Raw genomic sequence first — 19,385 nt, 5'->3', positions numbered from 1 at the left:
ACAGCAGTCCTTCCTGTGACATTTTTAGCCGGGAGCTGGTCATTGGAAAATCATACGGAATCAGTTTGATTGGACGTGATTGTTTTCAGATATCTGCGCACAGTCGATCTCGACAGCTCCAGTCTCTCTGCGATTTCTGACACAGACACGCCCGCGCTGCTCAAACGATTAGCTTCCGCTGCCTTTCGCGCCGCATCGGATCGGACGGGTCGACCAGGCGGTAGTTTTCCGGCTCGTGCCATTGACTCCATTTCCTGATCAACACTTTCTTTTCTAATTCTGTTCATCTGTTTGGAAACGCGTTTGAGGCCCTCCCCGAACGGCTCATTAGATTGCAGCGACGTCGCCATGAGAACGAGTGAGGCCGGCTCAACTTCCATTAGCGCTGCAAGACGAATGAGCACATCAATCGTGATGTTAACTTCACCACGCTCTATCCGGCCCCAGTAGGAACGGTCAATTGTGATCAGGTTTTCCTGCGCAAAACCCTTTCTTCTACGCAGTGCTCGTACTACTACAGCAAGGGCTTCTGCGGCCTCCATGACATTTCCCCAGGCAAATCGAGGATGAGGCCATATTGCGTCGCACCATAACACGGACTATCATCCGTATTATGGTGCTAGCAGCACTTTCAGGCTGGCTTCCCGTGATCCGATTGACGTCTCCAAGCCAACGCAACTGGCATGCGGAGAGACTCTTTGCGAGGGGCGAGCGCAAACAAGCGGGATTGAATTGTCAATTTCCGGGTTATTAATTGAGGTGAACCCTATGGCTAGCGTCCAAGAGCCCGACTTTATGAAAGGGTCAAGAACGCCCCTTGAAGGCCTGGAGGGTACTTCTGAAGCTCGAGCTTTAGCAGTTGAACGATTCCCTAAAAAGCCTTACTGCCTAGTTCGCGACTGGACAATATTTCGCATTGAAGTCACTCGCGACGAACTCTTCAAATGCCATGCAGCTGGCCAGCTCCCGATGATCCTGTTTGCTCACAACGTGGCCGAGGACAGCCAAGGCCGTTTCGAACGGGGCGACTGGGTTCGTTCAAGCATGTGTACCGGATTCCACGACGGTGTTGCGTTCGAAACCAGGAACTCTGTTTACGTGTTGATTGGCCCTGGTCATGAACAGCTCGCAAGCCTGAAAGACGTTTTCTCCCTCTTCTAACTGCGCTCTGTATCGGAGCCCATTCAGGCTAAGGACATACGATGTTTAAAACACACGACGCCGACATGCTAGGCCTACCGGGCATGTTCGGTGAGGGTCAGTACCAATGGCATCAGGTATCCAAAGTGCTTCGTAATCACTGGTATCACGTAACTGTCCAGGCCATGTACGAGGACAGAATTTCAGAGGCGGTTCTGATGATCGACAGCGAACCACGGCTTCAGCAACTGCTGATTGCCCAGGACGCGGAGACGGTCATCACAGAGGTGCAAGTAGTCACACCTGCCCACATGAATGGCACGGGAGTTTGGCGCATGGAGAAACTGACCAAAGTGACGCTTGGTGAAGACCAAAACGAGTGTGCTGTGTGCCTGCTGGAGGTGGAGACCGGCTCCAAATACCACAGCTCTCACCAACCTGGCTTCAGCAGTGATGTGCTAAGCAACCTCCGTCCGGTCTATCACGTGAACATGATCCGTACAGCCTGAAATTTACCAAAAATCCCGCACGATATCAGCGCAGATGGTTCCGTGTGGATTTCCTGGTAACGCCATACGGGCTGCGAAAGGAGTGCAATTTTGCTGAATACTTTGGATGTAAATTTTCATGGAAAACGACATACAGATTTCGATCTCGCACGAATCCTAAAAGCACAAGCGCAAGGCTTCGACAAACCTATAACAGCCTATCTCTGCGGAGTATCCATAAAGGCTCGTGCTGGATTAGGCGTCGTGTTTGGTCACAACCGTAAAGACCAATATGGACGGTTCGGCGACGGTCACGCGATCCGGACTTCTGACGTCATTAAGGCGGAGCGCGAGGGCCGATTTTGGGTGCTGACCACAGTGAACTCTAGGTACGTCATCGCCACGTTCCAGAGGGGCAATGGACGTGCAAGTCTGCGTGAGTTTCTGCGGCTTTCACAGGGGATGCACCACTTCACCCCGCGAGGGTTGCAGTAATAGTCGTGGTCTTCTTCAACTGGCGAAGCCTCCTGAATGGCTTCGAGGTGGCGTCATGATCGTCAAGGCAGGCGAAGTCATCTGCATTGCCTCGGGCATTTTTGAGAGTTACGACCGCGCTGGGCCCTTTGTTGCAACACAGGACTTCGACCTCGATTCATTCATAGCAGAGGCAATGAAGCCGCTCACAGAGAAATGGGAAGTGTCGAGCTTGTTCGGGGATATTCCCAGGGTGCTTTTCGAAAACGGGCTCATCACCAAGCTTCCTTGTCGCAAGATTTACCTAGGAGCGATGGGCGAAGTCGACATTCGGGAAGAGCAGGATGACCTTTGATGACGACGTTTCAAGCATTTGACTAAAGCGTCATGATGGTAGCGATAGAGCGGAGATGGTTTGCCTTGCAGCAGCCGCAGTTAGGATCGCGGTAAACGTCGATGACTTCAGCGGCTTGTGCCGCTCCGGTCATGAGTAGTGTCGTGAACGCAGCAATTCGCAGACTGGCATTAATGGGAGTTCTCCTGTTTATAAATAATGCTTACCGGCAGCAGCAACCGCCGCCGTTCCCGCCACAGCCCGAGGTTTTCTTACTCGCTACGCTTTCCACTGTCGCCAGCTGTGCTGGATAGCCCGCGTTCTCCAGGGCCGCAAGCAGCGCTTGACTGTCCGAATCGCCGCTGACCTCCACCCGTCCGGCTTGTAGATCCACTGTTACGTCACTGACTCCTTCAAGTGGGCGCAGCGCTTCGGTGACATGTTTGACACACGAACCACAGCTCATGCCTTGGACTTGCAGTTCAACAGTTTTCATTGGTGACTCCTCACAACTAAATTGATCATGGAAAGACTGACGCACGAGGCTTTTCTGCGGCGTTGGCTTATCCTCAACCTTGCTGCCATGGCAAGGTCAAGCGGTCGTTTTCACTCAATCAATGGAAGCCTGGCGCAGACGCAAGGCGTTGAATACTACCGACGCCGAGCTCACGCTCATGGCCAGTGCGGCAATGAGCGGTGACAGAAGGTGACCGGTAAGTGGAAAGAACAAGCCGGCAGCCAGTGGGATACCCATGGCGTTGTAAAGGAAGGCGAAGGTCAGGTTCTGGTGCATATTTCTCACCGTTGCGACTGACAGGCTGCGAGCACGCAGGATACCGAGCAGATCCCCCTTGACCAGGGTGACCTGAGCGCTGTTCATTGCCACGTCAGTGCCAGTGCCCATGGCGATACCTACATCAGCGCGAGCCAGTGCGGGGGCATCATTAATACCGTCGCCGGCCATCGCCACCCGGTGTCCGGCTTGTTGCAGAGATGCCACCAGACGCTCTTTATCTTGCGGTTTGACCTCGCCGTGAACCTCCTCGATGCCCAACTGGCGAGCTACCGAGCGAGCAGTCGTAAGGCCGTCGCCAGTGGCCATGATGACCTTGACGCCATCCGCCTGCAGACGCTCGACGGCCAGCTTCGTGGTGGGTTTGATGGGGTCGGCAACAGCCAGCAAACCCGCCAGGGCGCCATCGACTGCCAGGTACATGATGCTCGTACCGTCGCCGCGTAGCTTCTCGGCATGTTCTTGCAAGCTCTCTGTGGAAACGCCGGCCTCCTGCATCAACGCGGTATTGCCTAGCATCAGGCGGCGACCCTCGACCTGCCCGCTTACACCAATACCTGAGGCTGACTCGAAGGTTTCAGGTGTCACCAGTTTTAGCCCTGCGGCACGAGCCTGCTCGACGATGGCGTGGGCCAATGGATGCTCACTGCCCTGATCGAGACTTGCGGCCAGGCGCAACACTTCATCCTGAGTAAATCCGGGTACGGCCCCGACGCTATGGAACGCTGGTCGACCTTCAGTGAGGGTGCCAGTTTTGTCGACTATCAAGATGTCTATCTTGCGCAGGTTTTCGATGGCGGCGGCATCGCGAAACAATACGCCGCTGCCAGCAGCCTTGCCGGTGGCAACCATGACTGACATCGGTGTCGCTAGGCCAAGGGCACAGGGACAGGCAATGATCATGACCGCGACAGCGTTGATCAGTCCAAACACCCAACTTGGCTCGGGCCCCCACAGCCCCCAGCCGAGTAGAGTTAGCGCGGCGATAGCAATCACAACGATCACGAAGTAACTGGCAATCACATCTGCCAGCCGTTGCATCGGCGCTTTTGAGCGTTGTGCCTGCACAACCATCTGCACAATCTGTGCGAGCAGGGTCGCCGACCCTATCTTCTGCGCCTGCATCACCAGACTGCCGTGAATGTTGAGAGTGGCGCCAATCAGCGCGTCGCCGGCTCTCTTCATGATCGGTATCGGTTCGCCGGTGAGCATCGACTCATCTACAGCGCTTTCGCCTTGCAACACCTGACCGTCGACAGGCACTTTTTCGCCCGGTCGCACACGTAACGTGTCGCCGCTGTGTACGTGTGTCAGAGGGATGTCTTCTTCCGTGCCATCGGCATTGATCCGACGGGCAGTTTTTGGGGCCAGTCCAAGCAGCGACTTGATGGCAGCCGAGGTTTGCGAGCGAGCCTTGAGCTCGAGCATCTGGCCGAGAAGGGTCAGTGAGATGATCACAGCCGCCGCTTCGAAGTACACACCGATGCGGCCCTCCATCATGAAGTTGCTGGGGAATACATCGGGGGCCAGGGTGGCCACGACGCTGTAAAGGTAGGCCGCCGCCGTGCCAAGCCCGATCAACGTCCACATGTTCGGACTACGCTGAATCACCGAGCGCACGCCGCGCACATAAAACGGCCAGCCAGCCCAAAGCACGACGGGTGTAGCCAATCCCAGCTCGACCCAATTTTGCGTGGTGCCATGGAACAGCTCCAGGGCATGCCCACCCATAGCCAGCACGGTGACGATCACTGTCAGTGGCAATGTCCACCAGAAGCGCTGGGAGAAGTCCTTGAGTTCTAAGTTCTCCTCTTCCTCCAATTCGGGAATCACCGGCTCTAAGGTCATGCCGCACTTAGGGCAGACGCCGGGGCCGATCTGGCGAATTTCCGGATGCATGGGACATGTGTATTCAGCGGCACCCGTTAACGGTTCTGCTGTTGTCTGAGGGACTGGTTCGATTTTCAGTTGAGATATTCGATAACGCTCCGGCGCTGCCCTGAAGGTCGTTTGGCATTTCTGGCTGCAGAACCGGTAGTTTTGCCCCTCATATTCCGTGCTGAACTGGCTGTCGTTACTCACGGTCATGCCGCACACGGGATCGTGAGCTCCGGTGGGTTGGGGTTCAGCGTTCTGTATTGGGCCGTGCTCTTGACGAACCTCAGGGGTGTTCATGAGCTAACTCCTGTTCGCATCTTTGGTTGAGACTGAGGTGTCGCCGTGATGACTGTGACCACCGTGGTGGTGCCCGAAAAAATGCATCAGCGGGCACAACAGCAAAATCATGTAAGGCAGTAATCCCAACATATGGCCGTAGTGTTCTCTTGCTAGATAGAACAGCACGATCACCAGCAGCATGCCCAGCGCTATACCGGGTTTGCTCCTCAAAAATGTTGGAGCGGTGTTAGCGGAATGTGGTGAATTCATCATGGTTCTGTACTCCTGAGGGAAGTGCTGTTCAGTGGTACGGCGTATAGGTTCAACGGGCGGCAGTTTTACCCTTGGCATATTGGCTAAGGTAAAACCGTCGCTGCATTGCCTACAGGCTTGTGCACGTCACTTGCTCATCGGCATGTTCATCATGCTCGATTGCTGATCCATCATTTTCATCATCATGTTCATCATTCCCATCTCCATGCCGTCTTTGTTGCCGCCCATGCCCATGCCATGACAGTTCTTATGCATCATGGCCATGCTGTCCTTCATCGTCTTCATGCTCTCCTGCATGGCGGCGTGTCGCTCGGCAGGGGTCTTGGCGGCGGCTGCCTTGTCGTGTGCAGCCTGCATTTTTTGCATTTGCTCGGTCATGACATTGTTTTGCATCGGCGTAGCTGATTCGCTGGTCTGGCCGGGTGCGGTCGGAGTCTGCTCCGGGTGATGCTCATCGACTGCCGAGGCCATGAGTGGGCTGCTCACGAGCAAGGTGGCGAGGATAAATTTCAATGAGGTATGCATGGCAATCTCCAAAGGGTCAGGACAACTCAGGTAATACCGAGCCGCACCAGATAGGCGCAGTCAGACAGTGCGCCGAAGATGGGCGCGCAGAAGGTCGGATTAATCGTTGAAACGGACGAAAATCAGGCGGGCAGGAGGTCTGGCAGGTACAGGGCTCCGTAATGCAAGAAAGGCAAAAGCGGAGGGATTGGCGGGATACAAAATCAGCAACGCTGGGATAAGGAGCAGAAGCGTCCAACTGAACAGATCAAATGTTTGAAGATGGAGCGAAGGACTTACAGCTATCGCCGCATCGGCGCAGTGCTGAAGGCAGCCGAGGGCATGGGCGTCGTGGCTTTCGTTATCTTGCGGAGTGTTCAGCGAGACATGCGTTGTAGCCGGATTGTGGCTGGGCTGTACCAGACATCCCTGGGTCGCTGCCAGACCAAACGCTAACACCCACAGCACGACGGCGAGGCGTATGAACGTTGGTTGACGATGGCGAAACCAGAACATGGAGAATCTCCGGTACTGATTAGCGGATTTTGATTTTTCAACATACGCCACATTGAAGTGCCACGGTTGATCTATATCAATTTATGCAGCCGGCTGTCGGTTCTGTGGTGCGGTCAAATTTCATGACGCCAGTCGATTTTTCAGATGTTGAGTTTCTCCGTATGCTGTCAAAAGTGTAATCACTGGCTAAGCGTGCTGACAGGTGCGTCCCTTCATCATCCTCATCGAGCTGACGCTCAAACTCTCTGGTTTCAACGAGAGTCAATTCCTTGAAGGAGATGCACTATGAGAGCAACTAACGTTGTGATTCTTACACTCAGTTTGGCTATATCGTCCCTGGCCCTTGCCGAAGGTGGCGGCGACCGTGCGGTTGAGCGCATGGAACAAGCTCGCCAGACGGCAATGGCCACCGGAAAGTCTGCCCCCGGAGCTGAGGCGCAAGAAAATATTGCACAAGAGAAGCTCAAGGCTGAAAAGCAGCCTCACCATTGCTGAGCCAACCAGCTTACTGAAATGTAATCACCCCGTTTGCTGGCTTATGGCATCTTCCGATACATCAAGCGCACTAGCTCGTCTAGCGTTAGCCCTTAGGGGCACGCCCAGTGCGCACATCTAACATCCGACTGACGGGACATGAATCGGTATGCAAGCCAAAACCTCTCGGCGCACCTTTGTGAAAGGACTCACCGCAGGCGGGATTCTCGGTGGTTTAGGCCTCTGGCATACCCCTATCTGGGCCGCCCCTAGAGTGGGCGATGCCAATGTCTTGTCAGGTACAGAGTTTGACCTCTTCATCGGAGAAACACCGGTAAATATCACTGGGAACTCCCGGACGGCCATGACCATAAATGGCGGGATTCCTGGGCCCCAGCTGCGCTGGCGTGAGGGCGATACCGTGACCTTGCGGGTCAAGAACCGCCTCAAGGATATGACTTCTATCCACTGGCACGGAATTATCCTTCCGGCAAACATGGACGGTGTGCCAGGCCTTAGTTTCCATGGAATTGAGCCTGATGGCACGTACGTCTATCAGTTCAAGGTCAAGCAGAACGGAACGTACTGGTATCACAGTCACTCCGGCTTCCAAGAACAGGTAGGTGTATACGGCCCATTGGTAATCGACGCGAAAGAGCCCGAGCCATTTGAGTATGACCGTGACCTCGTGGTGATGCTTAGCGACTGGACGGATGAAAATCCGGCTTCGCTGATGAAAACACTGAAGAAACAGGCGGACTACTACAACACCCATAAGCGAACAGTGGGTGACTTCATCAATGACGTGGCTGACAAAGGTTGGTCAGCAACCGTCGCTGATCGCAAGATGTGGGCCGAGATGAAGATGAACCCTACTGACATTGCGGACGTCAGTGGCGCGACGTACACCTACTTGATGAACGGACAGGCTCCAGACTCCAACTGGACTGGCACCTTCAAACCTGGCGAAAAGCTTAGGTTAAGGTTCATCAATGGTTCAGCCATGTCCTACTTCGATGTACGTATCCCAGGTTTGAAGATGACTGTTGTGGCCGCTGATGGCCAGTACGTCAAACCTGTAATCGTGGATGAGTTCAGAATCGCTACTGCCGAGACGTTTGACGTGATCGTCGAACCCACCCAAGAGGCCTACACACTGTTTGCGCAGTCGATGGATCGGTCGGGTTACGCCCGAGGCACCTTGGCCGTCCGGTCTGGCATGACTGCTCCAGTACCTGCGCTAGACCCTCGACCTCTAGTAACCATGGCCGACATGGGTATGGCCGGTATGGATCACGGTGCGATGGCCGGTATGGGCGATATGGCTGGAATGGATCACAGCAAAATGGGCGGTATGGGAGACGACTCGATGCAGGGTATGTCAGGTATGGACGGTGGAGCCATGAAAGATAGCTCTGGCGCTGTGCAAGGCATGTCCGGTATGGACAGCATGCAGGGAATGGATCACAGCAATATGTCCATGGATGGCATGAGTGGTATGGGAGAAATGCAGTCGCACCCAGCCACAGAGTCCAACAATCCTCTCGTCGACATGCAAGCAATGTCGACATCGCCGAAGCTTGATGATCCCGGTATGGGCCTTCGCGAAAATGGCCGAAAGGTACTGACGTACTCTGACCTAAAGAGCACGTTTGAAGATCCAGATGGACGTGAGCCAAGTCGAACCATCGAACTGCACTTGACTGGTCACATGGAAAAGTTTTCCTGGTCTTTCAACGGCGTGAAGTTTTCGGACGCCGAGCCGTTAAAACTGAAGTACGGCGAGCGAGTTCGGTTCGTTCTCGTGAACGACACCATGATGACTCACCCCATCCACCTGCATGGGATGTGGAGCGACCTTGAAGATGAAAACGGGCAATTCCTTGTCCGCAAACACACCATCGATATGCCGCCAGGATCAAAGCGTAGCTACCGAGTGACTGCTGATGCGTTGGGACGCTGGGCCTATCACTGCCATCTCCTGTACCACATGGAAATGGGCATGTTCCGTGAAGTGCGCGTGGAGGAATAAGGAGATGGCTATGAGTAATTTCTTAAGCGGGACTCGCATGCACTCAGCTGTGCTCACGGTCGCTCTCACTGCTGGTGTTGCCTTGCCGGCAGCTGCTGAGTCTACTGGGCAGATGCAGGGCATGGATCACAGCCAAATGCAGGGTATGGATCAGGGCCAGATGCAGGGCATGGATCACAGCCAGATGAAGGGCATGGATCACAGCAAAATGGAGGGTATGCAGCCCGCCAAGCAGCCACAAACTCAAAGTCGGACTCCGATACCACCACTTACCGATGCTGACAGAGCCGCAGTTTATAACGCCCCTGGTGGTCACGAAGTCCATGACAGTGCTCTCAACTCATTTTTTATATTTGAGAAGCTGGAATGGCAGGATGCTGACGATGGAAGCGCGCTGAACTGGGAAGCCCAAGGTTGGATAGGGGGAGATGTTGATCGCCTTTGGTTGCGCACCGAAGGTGAGCGCACCAATGGAAAGACTGAAGAAGCTGAGGTTCACGCTTTATGGGGACACGCCATTAGCCCTTGGTGGGATTTAGTCGGTGGGGTTCGTCAAGACTTCAAACCAGGCGACCCACAAACGTGGGCTGCTTTCGGTATTCAGGGCCTTGCGCTCTACAATTTCGAGGCCCAGGCTACTGCTTATCTGGGTGAAGGTGGCCAGACCGCTGCTCGGTTGGAGGGTGACTACGACATTCTCCTTACCAATAAGCTGATTCTGCAACCGACGGCAGAATTCAATTTCTATGGCAAAAACGATCCCCAACGTGGAGTTGGATCAGGGCTGTCTGAAAGTGAGATTGGTTTGCGGCTCCGGTACGAATTCCGTCCGCAATTCGCACCTTACGTCGGTGTAACTTGGAATCGGGCTTACGGCAAAACCGCAGACTATGCCCGCGATGAAGGCGAAGATAATAACGAAGCACGCCTAGTGCTCGGCGTCCGAGTGTGGTTCTAAATCGAAGTTAGCGGCACCAAATAATTACCTAACCTCATTACAACAGCTAAGCGCTGTGAGGAGCCTTGCATGTCTGTTTTCAAATCCTGTGTTGTGGCCGTTGCTCTTTCATCCAGCTTACTGCTCAGTGCAGTTGCCCAAGCCCACCCGAAGCTGCTGTCTTCAACTCCTGCTGAAGGTGAGAACGGCCAAGCCCCGGCAAAGATTGAGCTGCACTTTTCTGAAAACCTGGTCACTCAGTTTTCCGGAGCCAAGTTGATCATGACCGACATGCCTGGCATGCCCAATTCACCTATGGGTGTGAAAGCCAGCGTGGCCGGTGGCGGTGATCCCAAAACGATGGTCGTAACTCCTGCCTCCCCTCTCACAACTGGCACCTATAAAGTGGAATGGCGAGCAGTCTCATCCGACACCCACCCGATCACCGGCGCCGTAACTTTCAAAGTGAAATAAGCATGAGCGACTCATTAAATGTGGTACTGCGATTCGCGCTCTACTTAGACCTGATGCTCCTGTTCGGCCTAGCAGTCTTCGGGCTTTACAGCTTTCGGGGAAAAGAGCGCGTATCAGGCGCGGTGTTGCATTTTGGGTCGCTACTACCTGGCATCGCTGCTGTTGGTGTGTTTTTGTCGATAGCCACCTTCATCGTCATGGCAAAAAATATGAGCGGCGCATCCGACTGGGCGGAGCTGCGACCTCATCTGGAAATGATGTTGTACGAGACTGAGATTGGATATAGCTGGGTGACGCGCATGATCTCGCTGGCAGCGGTGATTTTTGTCGCAAGTCAGAGCGCAAGATGGCCAACATGGAGCCTCGGGGTTGCGACCTTGGCAGGCGGCATCGCTTTGTCTACGCTCGCGTGGACAGGTCATGGGGCGATGGACGAAGGTACTCAGCGATTCTGGCACTTTACGGCTGATATTCTGCACCTTCTCGCCGCTGGCGGCTGGATCGGAGCTCTCGCGGCGTTTGGCTTGATGTTGAGCATTAGGAGGTCTAATTCGGAGCAACTCGTACGAGTGCTGTCACGAGCGCTCAAGGGCTTCGAAACAGCAGGCGCGTTCATTGTCGGTACGATCATAGTCACGGGCATCGCTAACTATCTCTTCATTGTCGGGCCGACGTTGCTAGAAGTTTTAACCAGCACCTATGGCGTCCTTCTGCTTTTAAAAATCCTGCTTTTTGGGTGCATGATCGGGCTGGCTACCCTCAATCGTTTTTACCTGAGTCCTTCACTCGAGCGCTCTGTGGAGGCCGGTGAGTATTCCCTGGCAGCGACTGCTTTGAGAAAAAGCGTACTTATTGAGTCAACCTGTGCTGTGGTTATCGTCTGCTTGGTGGCGTGGCTAGGAACATTGAGCCCTTCAATCGATATGGCTCAAGGGTGAGCTAGCAGCTAGATCTGAGCAACCCCGAAGCCGCCCAGATCCGAGCCTGATTATCGGCTGACGGGGTAATCAGCAACCACTTCTTGCGCTCCCGCCTTGGTAACCCCCAGGACTTGATAGGGTTGATGGTTCTGGTCGTAGTCCATGCCGGGAGAACCTGCGGGCATACCTGGCACTGCGATTCCCGCGAGTTCGGAGCGACCACTCAGCTTCTTGATTTCATCAGCTGGGACATGCCCCTCAACAAACTTGCCGTCGATAACAGCCGTATGGCATGACGCGAGTTCCTGCGGCACCCCTAAGCTTTGCTTAATAGCGCTCATATTGCTTTCTACGTGGTCGACTACCTTGAATCCATTCGATTCAAGGTGCTTGACCCATTCCTTGCAGCAACCGCAATTCGCGTCACGATGCACGTCAATTGTGAGCGGCTCAGCGGCCTGCGCGATGCCACACATCACCAACCCCATAGCGACCAAAAGCTTTCGTTTGGACATTCGATGCACCTCATCACGTTTTAGTGCGGTCACTCTTTATGCCTTTGGCATCCGCACCCTCTGCCACGTAGGTTAAGCGCAAAAAATCAGATCGCGATTACATTTCTGTAAGCCGCCCGCTAGCTGGTGTCATCGGAAGCCGGCCTGTCGTAACTGGGAGTTAACCGTTGGCTGTTGAGGCAATTACATTTACGTAAGCTTGCGCACAGTTGTCAGATTGGTAGCACACTAGAACACCGCAAAACCGGAGCCCGCTCATGAAACTCTTGGTCGCAGAAGACGAACCCAAAATCGGAATATACCTACAGCAGGGTCTGGTGGAGGCTGGCTTCACTGTCGACCGGGTTGTGACGGGAACGGAGGCGCTACATCAAGCGCTGAGCGAGACCTACGATCTCCTGATTCTGGACGTGATGATGCCGGGCGTTGATGGCTGGGAAGTCATCCGGGGTGTACGTGCATCCGGGAGCTCAGTCCCTGTGCTTTTTCTAACGGCCAGGGATGGAGTCGATGATCGGGTCAAAGGTTTGGAGTTGGGCGCGGACGACTATCTCGTTAAACCCTTCGCATTTTCCGAGTTACTAGCTCGCGTCAGAAGCTTGCTTCGACGTGGATCCGCCGTGCCCAACCAGACATCTATCAAGATCGGGGATTTGGAGGTCGACCTACTAAAGCGCCGTGCCTCACGCTCAGGTCGACGTATTGACCTCACCGCAAAGGAATTCTCCCTCTTAGAACTCCTTATGCGCCGTAGAGGGGAAGTCCTGCCAAAATCACTGATCGCATCGCAGGTTTGGGATATGAACTTCGACAGTGATACCAACGTGATCGAAGTAGCAATTCGCCGGCTCCGGGCCAAAATCGATGATGATTTCGACACCAAGCTGATTCAGACGACGAGGGGAATGGGCTACATGCTAGACGCTCCTGACACAGAATGAAGCGAGCATCTCTTACCCTTCGTTTGAGCATGATGTTCGTCTGTGCAGTCGTTGCCGTGCTGGTTGTAGCTGGCTTTACCTTCGATGCGTTCAGTCGTCACCACTTCAAAGGCCTCGACCGTCAACTCATGATGGAAAAGCTCGAATCCATTCGGCAAATCATGGATGGCGAAGCTGGCTCCGTAGACACTTCAGAGGTGGTGTTGCAACTGCAAGCCCTGCTAGGTGCCCATCAGGAGCTTTCAGCATCGATTGTCACCAAAGGTGGAAGGACGATCTTCGCTACCCCCAACGGCGCTGCACAACCTCCTGCTGCCGCTCATGAGGCAGTGGAGGACATGTCGGAGTGGACTGCTGGCGGCCATATGTACAGAGGCATGAGGGCACAAGTTCATTTAGTGAATGAAACTGAGCCACTAACTGCCTGGTTGAGTATGGATATCACCAGTCACATGCACTTCGTTGAAACTTTGCGTTGGTGGCTGGTCATTGGGCTGGCTATCAGCGCTCTAGTCAGCGCAGCCTTAGGGTGGCTGGTGGCGCGGAGCGGGTTGAAGCCGGTCGCACAAGTGACGCAAGTCGCGGCCTCAATGTCAGCCGGTTCGCTGAAAGAGCGCATCCCGATGGACTCGGTGCCTCGTGAGCTTGAGAGCCTTGTCTCTTCGTTCAACGCCATGCTTGCTCGCCTTGAAGAGTCTTTTGTTCGGCTGTCCAACTTTTCAGCCGATATTGCGCACGAGCTACGAACCCCTATCAGCAATCTGCGCACGCACACCGAAGTCATCCTCTCAAAGAAGCGTGCGCCGGACACTTATGAAGAGAATCTCTATTCCAACCTGGAGGATCTCAACCGGCTCTCCAGCATTATTGACGGCATGCTTTTCTTGGCAAAATCGGACAACGGTCTGGTTCTACCTGCCAAAGAGAAAGTCGAGTTGCGTTCGGTGGTCGAAAAACTCTTCGAGTATTACCAGTTGCTGGCAGAGGACACCGGAGTAAAGCTACAAGTCTCCGGACACGGCGCGGTCTATGGTGACGGTACGATGTTGGATAGGATGATCTCGAATTTACTTTCTAATGCGCTTAGGTATACCCCTCCTGACTGCACTGTCTCCGTAAAAATCGAGTCGTTGGGTAGCATGATCAGCGTGTCAGTGACGAACCCCGGAGAGGAGATAGCAGCAGAGCATCTGCCCCGCCTGTTTGACCGCTTTTACAGAGCTGATCCCGCACGTAGAGATGGTGCTACAAACAATGCCGGGCTAGGTTTGGCAATCGTCAAATCATTGGTAGACGCCCATGACGGCACCGTCGGATGCGTCTCCAGAGAAGGCCATACGACCTTTGTGATCCGCTTAGCTGCGTGGCCTGCAGACTAAGAGTAAAAGCAACGAGGAGGGATGTGCTTTTCGCAATGACAACAGTTTTTGGCTCCTAGTAAGCAACCATGACGCGAAAAACTCCAGCGCGTTCGTTGGGCAAACCTAATTTAAGTTCGACAGCACATTCCCTCGATTGGCTAGGGTGGCCTTGATGCCGCAGATGCTGAGGTAGCGTTACTGCGAGTGAAGCCAGGCTTCTACCTTTTTGAGTCTGCCCATCTCAAGAAGCTGCGGCTCCCCGGTATCCAGGAGATCGAGCAATCTTTGCTTATCGGTAGGGGATGGAAACCACTCATCAATCTCGACATTGCAGTGATCTGAGTCACTAAGAGCCCACCTGACAACCATATCTGCAGCAGCTCTGTAGTGATCCGCCATGTAAAACTTTCGACTTTCTACAGACCAGCCACGCTTCGCCATTTGCTCAGTGACATCAACGATGCCTTCGTCGCCAAAAAAACTGGTGGTGTCAGGATAGTGGATACCTGCCAGCGACACCTTCAACACCTCGGTCTCGCGGTCGAAGTACGACAGAAAATGCCACCCACCAGTAGTGCTCCCAGCGTGCGGAAAATTGATCGCAGCTTTGCCGGTTATATAGTGCTCGCGTGAGACGCGTTTGAGATCAAAATCAAAGAGCGGCTGCCTCATGGGAGCTTGCTGAGACGCGCCAAGCCCTGTTTTATGTGGCCCGAGTTCTCGCCGATTGTCTCGAGGGCACCTCGGACATTATTCCCAACATCTGCATGACCGTGAGCCTCGACGTGGAGGGTCAACTCCATCAGGGCTGCCTCTAGGGCGAGCTGGTTTTCGTACATCCTTTCCAGCACATCTGATAGCGAATATTCACTCTGCACTTGATCACCTCCATGGTCAGAGTCGGCAGAATAGCAGGAGCAAAAGCATCGCGTTATCCACTCAAGAATGATCAAAGCAAGCGGAGCGCGCAGGCGACAGCCGAAGGCGTGAGGATGGAAGCCCGCAGGGCCAAGACGCTGGCGTTTACGACAAGGCTTGGTTCACGACAGCCGTTCCTCCAGGGACACGCAACGATACGGCAATTCGGACTTACAACTCCTTCAACATCCGCTCAAGTGTCTGATGTTCCCATGTGCTGAGCAGTGCAACTGGATCAGTGCCAAAGCGATCCCCGGAGTCAAACGACCAGTGTCGCCCATCTGGACTGACGCATTGTTCGCAGTAGTCGAGCTGATCGCAGTCGTTGTAAATCGATATCTCCCAACCATCTACATTGATCTGGAAGTGGCCGGCATAAATTTCGTCCCACGATTCATGACCCACCCTACCCATAACGCTTCGACCGAAAATCGCCTCCCTTAGAACCTGGCATACCTCTCTTGCGGAGAGCTCAGCCGCAGTGCTTTCGCTAATGCTACCTACCTGGGATGAACGCGCTGCCGCTCTGGCCTCCTTCAGCCTTCGCTCGGCGTACATGGCCGGGTCATCAGCTGGCAGCGGGTAGCCGGCAGCGGATAGAGCTTCGGCGCGCTCTTCAATGAGCAGCCGTTCGGGATCGCGAACCTTTTGGTAGGCTCTGCCTGGTACACGTCGAGTTGTGTCCATTCCCGGCTCCCCAGAAGGCTGATGACTAAGAGCGACTAAATTACTTTTAGAACGATAACAGAACGCTTCGAATAGCGATGCCGAGCTCCGAATCATGAGGGTAGGATGCGTTGCGATCTATGCTTCACAGAGGCTCAGACACCAAGCAAGCGGAGCGCGCAGGCGTGAGGGATGCGAGCCCGCAGGGGCGAGACCCGCCTTGGCGGGGCTCGATTCACGGCAGCCTGACGCCGCAGGCGGCACGCCATCAACGCCAACAAGAGGTAACTCAAATGCCCGACGATGAACTCCGCGAACTGGAGGCCAAGAGACGAAAGGCTTTGTGGGTACTTGCGAACATATCTCCAGGCGATTCGAAGGCGTTCGATCCCTTATCCATTCTTGATGACCTTGAACTTCAAGAGCGAAAAGACTCCCCTCATGCTGACAAGCCACTTGAGCTCAACCAGCTTCGGGATTGTGTCACCGTGCAGTATCACCACTCCGGAATCGACATCATTTTGGAGCAGACTATCCCCCAGCCCTGGAGGGAGCGCTTCAATCAGGCGAGTATCGGGTCGACCAGATTGTTAGATGGGCCTTACGCTGCGGACTGGTATAAATTCCTGGCTTGTTGGGAATCAGAGATGCAGCACCTCGAGGCACACAGAGCTGCCAGCAGTAAGCCCAAGCTGGATTGATGCAGACGGAGAAAAGACGTGGAACGAGACAGCGATGACACCGTGTATTGCGATATCCAAATGCCGGTGGCTCATGGGCGGGAGCTATTGAGGTTAGTGAATGCCCTGCGAGAATCGAAAGCTCATCCAAGTCTCGACAGAGTTTTTGAGCACATGCAGTACGAGCTAAGTACGTCTATCGATTTCATATATTGCTTGCCAGCGCGGAGGCTTTGATGTCAGTGGAAACTCTTTATCGAAGTGCGGAAGCTTGCGGTCATATCCGATGGGCCTGTTAGATAGAGCGGTCAGATAGCTCTGAGAGGTGTTTTTTTAGACTAACGCTTCCGTGCTCGCCATATTTCTTCGATGTCCAGATTGGCTAAGGCATCGCGCATCAGCGTAAAGGCGTTGTCTTTCCAAAAGAACCATGCCATCGCCGGCCTCGCCTCTGATTGATTCGAGATCAGAATGGGTGGGCTGCTGGCAATGTGCACTCGTCAATGAATCCTTTGCCGACATACTCCCTGTGAAGCAGCTCAGCTCGCTCAACTGCATGCCTATGAGAGTCTGCAGGTATCTCGCCAGGCTCAGCAGGAAAATCGCTTGGCTGCATCGCTCGGAGGAGATACAGCTCCTCTAGATTCTCTTGAGCTTGCCTGGTGTACCTATCTTGAAGTGCCTCGGCGACGTCTTTGAAGCCAGCGCTTGATGGGCCGTTGTCCCAGTACCACTGCTTCATATCCTGATAGATCTGAAGATGGACGCTGTCGAACCCTCCGCGATGCTCATCAATGTCGAATGTGTACCTACCGGGATCAAGCTGATAGAGGACGAGCTCTTGCAGCAGATAGGCTGTTCCATACATGCCGTTGAGGAGGATTTCGCGATGTATTACGTATGGTGACTGTTGCATCAGTGACCTCTCGCGGAGCTATGGCAACTCCTGTTTGGGGGCACTTCTGATTTGTTATGCAACTAGGCAGGCGGAGCGCGCAGGCTTGAGGATAGAAGTCCGAAGGGCCAGGACGGCGAAGCGCTGCTTGGCTGCTATTGTCATCACCTAGAGGTCGGCGTCGTTCCAATGGAGAGAGCTCAACATGAGGTAGTTGAAGGTGTCATCGAGTGTTACGGGGGCGCTATCGGGGCGAAACGAGGATGAAAAGGTCATGCCAGCATCTCTCTTGGGTGATTGCGAGAAATGAAGACCATGGGGTGCAGTTGGTCAAGGTTATGAAGGGGCAGTTTTTTGGTTTTCCGACGAGAAATCAGTATCTTGCGAGCATACCCTTACGACTTACCCGCCGTTTGTTAGGGACGACTTCATGCTTATCAAAACCGTCTTTCCCCGGCTGTGCAGGGACAGTCGCAACCTTCAAACAGGAGCAGCAAGGTGGAACGGCCTTCTTTTTTTATCGATTTCGAGGCATCAGGGATAGCCCCAGATAGCTATCCCATTGAGGTGGCTGTCGTGTCGAATGAAACCTGGTTCAGTTCGTTGATAAAGCCAGCCCGCTATTGGACGCATTGGTCGTTCGATGCGCAAGACATGCATGGTCTTACTCAGGATCATTTACTTCAGGAAGGTGATGCCCCACCCACCGTGGCGGAACGAATGAATCAGCTGTTTTCAGGGCAGGTGCTTTGCAGCGACTCACCTCAAGATGTTTTTTGGCTCGATGTCCTCTACGAAGCAGCAGACCTGATGCCGACCTTCGAGTTGAAGCCTTTGGAAGTGTTTGTGGGTCGGGAGGCTGCCAGTGACATTTATCGCCTACTGCCCACGACTAGGCACCACCGAGCTCTCCATGACGCAACCGCTTTGATGAACGCATGCCGTGCTTTGTTCGAAGCTTGAACTACCGGAGGGGTGGATACCTACCCTCACCTATGCGAAAGCGATGAGTCCATTGAAGTATGGATGTAGCACAGCGTGTGCGACCGCTCGAACCGAAGACAGGTGATCACGTGCCTGGTAGGCATGGCAAGCGGAGCGCGCAGGCGTGTGGGATGGAAGCCCGAAGGGCCGAGACCTTGGCATCGCAAGGGCTCGGTGCACGACAGCCGCTCCCTGCAGGGGAGCGCCCCAACTGAAAGCTCAGGGTCATCAAAGCTCCGCATCCCAAGCATCCATAGCCTCGCTCATAGTCGCGTACCACTGGAGGTCACCGAGCTGTAGGGCATTCGCAATTTGCCTGTTGGTATTGCCGTCGACCCAAGTCGGGAGACTCTCTATGGCCTCTGTGAACAGACTGGCTGTAGCGACAACGAATCGCCCCGTACTTGTAGACTGGAGGCACACGTAGCGCGCGGCAGCGCCACTGGGCAACCGACGCCAAGCCACCACCTCAATACAGTCCATGGCGCTCACCTGAGCCTCTAAGGTGGGACTCACTAACTGTTCCACCTGGGCATCTGCCGCTGCTCTGAATGATCGGCTAGGCGCTTCTGGCCTGTGGACAAGATGCTTCAACTGCTCACGCGAGGCGACTATCTGGTCGCGCAGCTCTTCGGGGTCGATAGACATGCCGCCCCGGTCGGTGACCGAAAGGGTCTTCAAGCTGTTCGCTGCCAGGATGAACTCGCGTTCACGCTTTTTCTCAAAGTCAGGGCGCTTGTCGTGGAAAAGCCACGCTGTGAGACGATTGAAGACCACCACATTATCCTCTCAATGGAGCATGATTTGAGGCAATGGCAGTCCACCATCGACCGTTGTTGCGAGCTAATCAACTCACTATAAGGGGAGCAGGCCCTTCCGGTCGACAATGCCCATGCTAGGTGAAAACCG

Annotated in this window: 26 protein-coding genes and 1 pseudogene; 14 read left to right on the top strand and 13 right to left on the bottom strand. The window is 54.3% G+C overall.

The genetic code is table 11. The annotated features are described in order from the left end of the window. Positions 1-50: 50 nt before the first annotated feature. Complete coding sequence (locus F8N62_RS31610) at positions 51-542, bottom strand: helix-turn-helix domain-containing protein (protein ID WP_157767052.1); 492 nt, start codon at positions 540-542, stop codon at positions 51-53. A gap of 226 nt (positions 543-768) precedes the next feature. On the opposite strand from F8N62_RS31610, the gene F8N62_RS29115 reads away from it, so the two are divergent. The 4 genes from F8N62_RS29115 to F8N62_RS29100 all read left to right on the top strand — a co-directional run bounded on the left by F8N62_RS29115 (position 769) and on the right by F8N62_RS29100 (position 2,457). After that, complete coding sequence (locus tag F8N62_RS29115; RefSeq protein ID WP_224787153.1) at positions 769-1,161, top strand: DUF6957 family protein; 393 nt, start codon at positions 769-771, stop codon at positions 1,159-1,161. A gap of 41 nt (positions 1,162-1,202) precedes the next feature. Further along, positions 1,203-1,649 (top strand): hypothetical protein, encoded by a 447-nt coding sequence (locus F8N62_RS29110; protein WP_099455462.1) that lies wholly within the window; start codon positions 1,203-1,205, stop codon positions 1,647-1,649. A 90-nt stretch (positions 1,650-1,739) separates the two neighbouring features. After that, positions 1,740-2,123, top strand: a complete 384-nt coding sequence (locus tag F8N62_RS29105) for a hypothetical protein (protein ID WP_099455461.1) — start codon at positions 1,740-1,742, stop codon at positions 2,121-2,123. 55 nt (positions 2,124-2,178) lie between these two features. Continuing rightward, positions 2,179-2,457 (top strand): hypothetical protein, encoded by a 279-nt coding sequence (locus F8N62_RS29100; RefSeq protein ID WP_099455460.1) that lies wholly within the window; start codon positions 2,179-2,181, stop codon positions 2,455-2,457. A gap of 49 nt (positions 2,458-2,506) precedes the next feature. Here the strand turns inward: F8N62_RS29100 and F8N62_RS29095 are convergent. The 6 genes and pseudogenes from F8N62_RS29095 to F8N62_RS29070 form a co-directional block, all read right to left on the bottom strand. Then, a pseudogene (locus F8N62_RS29095) lies at positions 2,507-2,590 on the bottom strand (DUF411 domain-containing protein); the annotation flags it as partial. Positions 2,591-2,659: 69 nt separating this feature from the next. Continuing rightward, complete coding sequence (locus F8N62_RS29090; protein ID WP_099455459.1) at positions 2,660-2,932, bottom strand: heavy-metal-associated domain-containing protein; 273 nt, start codon at positions 2,930-2,932, stop codon at positions 2,660-2,662. Positions 2,933-3,046: 114 nt separating this feature from the next. After that, the gene (locus F8N62_RS29085; protein ID WP_150580741.1) at positions 3,047-5,317 is read right to left on the bottom strand and encodes a heavy metal translocating P-type ATPase; all 2,271 of its coding nucleotides are present in this window, start codon (positions 5,315-5,317) and stop codon (positions 3,047-3,049) included. 90 nt (positions 5,318-5,407) lie between these two features. Further along, positions 5,408-5,659: a DUF2933 domain-containing protein gene (locus F8N62_RS29080; protein ID WP_150580690.1), complete on the bottom strand. Its 252-nt coding sequence runs from the start codon at positions 5,657-5,659 to the stop codon at positions 5,408-5,410. 126 nt (positions 5,660-5,785) lie between these two features. Then, entirely contained in the window at positions 5,786-6,184 is a 399-nt protein-coding gene (locus tag F8N62_RS29075; protein WP_150580689.1) for a hypothetical protein, read from the bottom strand. A 99-nt stretch (positions 6,185-6,283) separates the two neighbouring features. Further along, complete coding sequence (locus F8N62_RS29070) at positions 6,284-6,679, bottom strand: hypothetical protein (protein WP_150580688.1); 396 nt, start codon at positions 6,677-6,679, stop codon at positions 6,284-6,286. Between the two features lie 285 nt (positions 6,680-6,964). On the opposite strand from F8N62_RS29070, the gene F8N62_RS29065 reads away from it, so the two are divergent. The 5 genes from F8N62_RS29065 to copD all read left to right on the top strand — a co-directional run bounded on the left by F8N62_RS29065 (position 6,965) and on the right by copD (position 11,534). Next, on the top strand, positions 6,965-7,174 hold the full coding sequence (locus tag F8N62_RS29065; RefSeq protein ID WP_150580687.1) for a co-regulatory protein PtrA N-terminal domain-containing protein: 210 nt from the start codon (positions 6,965-6,967) through the stop codon (positions 7,172-7,174). A gap of 148 nt (positions 7,175-7,322) precedes the next feature. Continuing rightward, positions 7,323-9,185 carry a copper resistance system multicopper oxidase gene (locus F8N62_RS29060; RefSeq protein WP_150580686.1) on the top strand — a complete coding sequence of 621 codons (1,863 nt, stop codon included), beginning with the start codon at positions 7,323-7,325 and terminating at the stop codon, positions 9,183-9,185. Positions 9,186-9,195: 10 nt separating this feature from the next. After that, positions 9,196-10,143 carry a copper resistance protein B gene (locus F8N62_RS29055; protein ID WP_181004894.1) on the top strand — a complete coding sequence of 316 codons (948 nt, stop codon included), beginning with the start codon at positions 9,196-9,198 and terminating at the stop codon, positions 10,141-10,143. Positions 10,144-10,212: 69 nt separating this feature from the next. Further along, positions 10,213-10,596, top strand: a complete 384-nt coding sequence (gene copC, locus F8N62_RS29050; protein WP_103451575.1) for a copper homeostasis periplasmic binding protein CopC — start codon at positions 10,213-10,215, stop codon at positions 10,594-10,596. Positions 10,597-10,598: 2 nt separating this feature from the next. Further along, complete coding sequence (copD, locus tag F8N62_RS29045) at positions 10,599-11,534, top strand: copper homeostasis membrane protein CopD (RefSeq protein ID WP_103451574.1); 936 nt, start codon at positions 10,599-10,601, stop codon at positions 11,532-11,534. Positions 11,535-11,584: 50 nt separating this feature from the next. On the opposite strand, the gene F8N62_RS29040 is transcribed toward copD, so the two are convergent. Further along, positions 11,585-12,031: a DUF411 domain-containing protein gene (locus F8N62_RS29040; RefSeq protein WP_103451573.1), complete on the bottom strand. Its 447-nt coding sequence runs from the start codon at positions 12,029-12,031 to the stop codon at positions 11,585-11,587. 257 nt (positions 12,032-12,288) lie between these two features. Here F8N62_RS29040 and F8N62_RS29035 point away from each other — a divergent pair, with 257 nt between their 5' ends. Together F8N62_RS29035 and F8N62_RS29030 are read left to right on the top strand one after the other, a co-directional pair. Beyond that, positions 12,289-12,972 carry a heavy metal response regulator transcription factor gene (locus tag F8N62_RS29035; protein ID WP_096143229.1) on the top strand — a complete coding sequence of 228 codons (684 nt, stop codon included), beginning with the start codon at positions 12,289-12,291 and terminating at the stop codon, positions 12,970-12,972. Next, entirely contained in the window at positions 12,969-14,351 is a 1,383-nt protein-coding gene (locus tag F8N62_RS29030) for a heavy metal sensor histidine kinase (protein ID WP_150580685.1), read from the top strand. The genes F8N62_RS29035 and F8N62_RS29030 overlap by 4 nt, the downstream gene beginning before the upstream one ends. 177 nt (positions 14,352-14,528) lie before the next feature. On the opposite strand, the gene F8N62_RS29025 is transcribed toward F8N62_RS29030, so the two are convergent. The 3 genes from F8N62_RS29025 to F8N62_RS32200 form a co-directional block, all read right to left on the bottom strand. Next, positions 14,529-15,005 carry a hypothetical protein gene (locus F8N62_RS29025; RefSeq protein ID WP_150580684.1) on the bottom strand — a complete coding sequence of 159 codons (477 nt, stop codon included), beginning with the start codon at positions 15,003-15,005 and terminating at the stop codon, positions 14,529-14,531. Next, entirely contained in the window at positions 15,002-15,211 is a 210-nt protein-coding gene (locus F8N62_RS32020; RefSeq protein ID WP_150580683.1) for a hypothetical protein, read from the bottom strand. Before F8N62_RS32020 ends, F8N62_RS29025 begins: the two co-directional genes overlap by 4 nt. Before the next feature lie 211 nt (positions 15,212-15,422). Continuing rightward, positions 15,423-15,938 carry a hypothetical protein gene (locus tag F8N62_RS32200; RefSeq protein WP_318181643.1) on the bottom strand — a complete coding sequence of 172 codons (516 nt, stop codon included), beginning with the start codon at positions 15,936-15,938 and terminating at the stop codon, positions 15,423-15,425. 272 nt (positions 15,939-16,210) lie between these two features. On the opposite strand from F8N62_RS32200, the gene F8N62_RS29010 reads away from it, so the two are divergent. Beyond that, positions 16,211-16,618 carry a hypothetical protein gene (locus F8N62_RS29010; protein ID WP_099455446.1) on the top strand — a complete coding sequence of 136 codons (408 nt, stop codon included), beginning with the start codon at positions 16,211-16,213 and terminating at the stop codon, positions 16,616-16,618. 18 nt (positions 16,619-16,636) lie between these two features. Further along, complete coding sequence (locus F8N62_RS32015; RefSeq protein WP_150580682.1) at positions 16,637-16,834, top strand: hypothetical protein; 198 nt, start codon at positions 16,637-16,639, stop codon at positions 16,832-16,834. A 229-nt stretch (positions 16,835-17,063) separates the two neighbouring features. Here F8N62_RS32015 and F8N62_RS29000 read toward each other — a convergent pair whose 3' ends face one another. Beyond that, entirely contained in the window at positions 17,064-17,513 is a 450-nt protein-coding gene (locus tag F8N62_RS29000; RefSeq protein ID WP_177049235.1) for a hypothetical protein, read from the bottom strand. A 477-nt stretch (positions 17,514-17,990) separates the two neighbouring features. Between F8N62_RS29000 and F8N62_RS28995 the strand changes: the two genes are divergently transcribed. Further along, entirely contained in the window at positions 17,991-18,455 is a 465-nt protein-coding gene (locus tag F8N62_RS28995; protein WP_050499462.1) for a hypothetical protein, read from the top strand. Positions 18,456-18,704: 249 nt separating this feature from the next. On the opposite strand, the gene F8N62_RS28990 is transcribed toward F8N62_RS28995, so the two are convergent. Next, positions 18,705-19,256 (bottom strand): hypothetical protein, encoded by a 552-nt coding sequence (locus F8N62_RS28990; protein WP_150580680.1) that lies wholly within the window; start codon positions 19,254-19,256, stop codon positions 18,705-18,707. Positions 19,257-19,385: the final 129 nt, after the last annotated feature.

The sequence above is a fragment of the Pseudomonas fluorescens genome (genome assembly GCF_902497785.1).
GTDB lineage: Bacteria > Pseudomonadota > Gammaproteobacteria > Pseudomonadales > Pseudomonadaceae > Aquipseudomonas > Aquipseudomonas fluorescens_BO.
This window is presented reverse-complemented; position numbering and strand designations above follow the sequence as displayed.

What these genes read in the sequence shown, in the direction of transcription:
- F8N62_RS31610 (WP_157767052.1), bottom strand. Translation starts at nt 542, where the DNA reads ATGGAGGCCGCAGAAGCCCTTGCTGTAGTAGTACGAGCACTGCGTAGA.
- F8N62_RS29115 (WP_224787153.1), top strand. Translation starts at nt 769, where the DNA reads ATGGCTAGCGTCCAAGAGCCCGACTTTATGAAAGGGTCAAGAACGCCC.
- F8N62_RS29110 (WP_099455462.1), top strand. Translation starts at nt 1,203, where the DNA reads ATGTTTAAAACACACGACGCCGACATGCTAGGCCTACCGGGCATGTTC.
- F8N62_RS29100 (WP_099455460.1), top strand. Translation starts at nt 2,179, where the DNA reads ATGATCGTCAAGGCAGGCGAAGTCATCTGCATTGCCTCGGGCATTTTT.
- F8N62_RS29090 (WP_099455459.1), bottom strand. Translation starts at nt 2,932, where the DNA reads ATGAAAACTGTTGAACTGCAAGTCCAAGGCATGAGCTGTGGTTCGTGT.
- F8N62_RS29085 (WP_150580741.1), bottom strand. Translation starts at nt 5,317, where the DNA reads ATGACCGTGAGTAACGACAGCCAGTTCAGCACGGAATATGAGGGGCAA.
- F8N62_RS29080 (WP_150580690.1), bottom strand. Translation starts at nt 5,659, where the DNA reads ATGATGAATTCACCACATTCCGCTAACACCGCTCCAACATTTTTGAGG.
- F8N62_RS29075 (WP_150580689.1), bottom strand. Translation starts at nt 6,184, where the DNA reads ATGCATACCTCATTGAAATTTATCCTCGCCACCTTGCTCGTGAGCAGC.
- F8N62_RS29070 (WP_150580688.1), bottom strand. Translation starts at nt 6,679, where the DNA reads ATGTTCTGGTTTCGCCATCGTCAACCAACGTTCATACGCCTCGCCGTC.
- F8N62_RS29065 (WP_150580687.1), top strand. Translation starts at nt 6,965, where the DNA reads ATGAGAGCAACTAACGTTGTGATTCTTACACTCAGTTTGGCTATATCG.
- F8N62_RS29060 (WP_150580686.1), top strand. Translation starts at nt 7,323, where the DNA reads ATGCAAGCCAAAACCTCTCGGCGCACCTTTGTGAAAGGACTCACCGCA.
- F8N62_RS29055 (WP_181004894.1), top strand. Translation starts at nt 9,196, where the DNA reads ATGAGTAATTTCTTAAGCGGGACTCGCATGCACTCAGCTGTGCTCACG.
- copC (WP_103451575.1), top strand. Translation starts at nt 10,213, where the DNA reads ATGTCTGTTTTCAAATCCTGTGTTGTGGCCGTTGCTCTTTCATCCAGC.
- copD (WP_103451574.1), top strand. Translation starts at nt 10,599, where the DNA reads ATGAGCGACTCATTAAATGTGGTACTGCGATTCGCGCTCTACTTAGAC.
- F8N62_RS29040 (WP_103451573.1), bottom strand. Translation starts at nt 12,031, where the DNA reads ATGTCCAAACGAAAGCTTTTGGTCGCTATGGGGTTGGTGATGTGTGGC.
- F8N62_RS29035 (WP_096143229.1), top strand. Translation starts at nt 12,289, where the DNA reads ATGAAACTCTTGGTCGCAGAAGACGAACCCAAAATCGGAATATACCTA.
- F8N62_RS29030 (WP_150580685.1), top strand. Translation starts at nt 12,969, where the DNA reads ATGAAGCGAGCATCTCTTACCCTTCGTTTGAGCATGATGTTCGTCTGT.
- F8N62_RS29025 (WP_150580684.1), bottom strand. Translation starts at nt 15,005, where the DNA reads ATGAGGCAGCCGCTCTTTGATTTTGATCTCAAACGCGTCTCACGCGAG.
- F8N62_RS32200 (WP_318181643.1), bottom strand. Translation starts at nt 15,938, where the DNA reads ATGGACACAACTCGACGTGTACCAGGCAGAGCCTACCAAAAGGTTCGC.
- F8N62_RS29010 (WP_099455446.1), top strand. Translation starts at nt 16,211, where the DNA reads ATGCCCGACGATGAACTCCGCGAACTGGAGGCCAAGAGACGAAAGGCT.
- F8N62_RS29000 (WP_177049235.1), bottom strand. Translation starts at nt 17,513, where the DNA reads ATGCAACAGTCACCATACGTAATACATCGCGAAATCCTCCTCAACGGC.